Origin of the sequence: Promicromonospora kroppenstedtii DSM 19349 (genome assembly GCF_000515355.1) — a bacterium.
GTDB classification, from domain to species: domain Bacteria; phylum Actinomycetota; class Actinomycetes; order Actinomycetales; family Cellulomonadaceae; genus Promicromonospora; species Promicromonospora kroppenstedtii.
In genome coordinates this window covers 1,686-2,857 of the sequence record NZ_KI911645.1, presented here as the reverse complement: position 1 = coordinate 2,857, position 1,172 = coordinate 1,686, and the positions used below count along the sequence as shown (strand labels likewise).

Below are 1,172 nucleotides of genomic sequence, written 5' to 3'. Positions count from 1 at the left end.
GTCCACGGTGAAGACGCCGCCGCCCTCCAGGCTGACGCCGGCCGCGCCGAGCGCCTGGCCCAGGTCGGCGAGCGCCCCGGGCCGGTCGGGCAGGTGGACCTCCAGGTCGCGCGGTTGCGTGCTCATCGCCGTCACCCGAACCGCACCGCGGCGCCGACCTCGACGGGAACCGCCAGTGAGGACGCGACGTAGCAGGCCTGGTGCGCCTGCTCGGTGAGCCGGTGGACCTGCGTCTCGTCGGTCCCGGCGGCCACGGTGACGGTCACCGCCAGGCGGATGGTGCCGAGGCGCTGGGGCGCCGCGGTCAGGTCCAGGTGGCTGGTGGCCTCGTCGTCGTACGCGAGCACGTCCACCCCGGCCCGCGCGGCGGCCCCGAGGAAGGACAGCATCTGGCAGGACGACGCGGCCATCACGACGAGCTGCTCCGGGTTGAGCCGGTCGGGGTCGCCGCGGAAGGCGGCGTCCGCGCTGAGCTCGACGACGGGTGTCGCGGGGGCAGCGACCGCGACGTGGTCCCGGGAGTAGGAACGCAGGCCGGCACCGGTGGAGCCGGCCCAGTGCAGGCGGGCGACGTAAGGATGGGACGGGGGTGGCTGGTTCATGCCGAGAAGGTAGGTCGGGAATCCTTCGGTGGACGCCGAAATGTCCGCGCCGTACCGTCGGGCGATGAGCCGGGACCGAGACTTCACCGCCGTGGGCCGGGCGCTGTCCACGCCCGCGCGCTCGGTGTTCCTGAACCTGCTCCTGGACGGCACGAGCCGCCCGGCGGGCGAGCTCGCGACGGCGGCCGGGGTGAGCGCCTCGACCGCCTCGGAGCACCTGGCCGTCCTGGCGGACGCCGGGCTCGTGACCTGCACCAGCCGCGGCCGGCACCGGTACTACGCCCTGACGGGTCCGGACGTCGCGGCCGCGCTGGAGTCCCTCGGCGCACTGGCCGACTCCGCCCCCGTCTCCGGGTACCGCCGCAGCCGCCGGGCCGAGTACCTGGCCACGGCGCGATTCTGCTACGACCACCTCGCGGGGCGGCTGGGCACCGGCCTGACGGACGCTTGGGTGCGCTCCGGCTGGCTCGCCGGCCGGGACGAGCTGAGCCTGACCGACGCGGGCGCCGTCGGCCTGCGCGAGATCGGCGTGGACGTGGACGGGGCCGTCGCCGCCCGCCGTGCGACGAC

The 1,172-nt window shown here is 75.8% G+C and carries 2 protein-coding genes; one reads left to right on the top strand and one right to left on the bottom strand.

Annotation, left to right across the window (positions count from 1 at the left end; all coding sequences use genetic code 11):
- Positions 1-131: 131 nt before the first annotated feature.
- Positions 132-602 (bottom strand): OsmC family protein, encoded by a 471-nt coding sequence (locus PROKR_RS09295; protein ID WP_036962447.1) that lies wholly within the window; start codon positions 600-602, stop codon positions 132-134.
- Positions 603-666: 64 nt separating this feature from the next.
- On the opposite strand from PROKR_RS09295, the gene PROKR_RS09290 reads away from it, so the two are divergent.
- On the top strand, positions 667-1,172 hold a 506-nt coding region (locus PROKR_RS09290; RefSeq protein ID WP_211240081.1), incomplete at its 3' end, for an ArsR/SmtB family transcription factor.

Bases quoted from the DNA above. Each gene is read 5' to 3' on its own strand.
- PROKR_RS09295 (WP_036962447.1), bottom strand. From the start codon at position 602: ATGAACCAGCCACCCCCGTCCCATCCTTACGTCGCCCGCCTGCACTGG.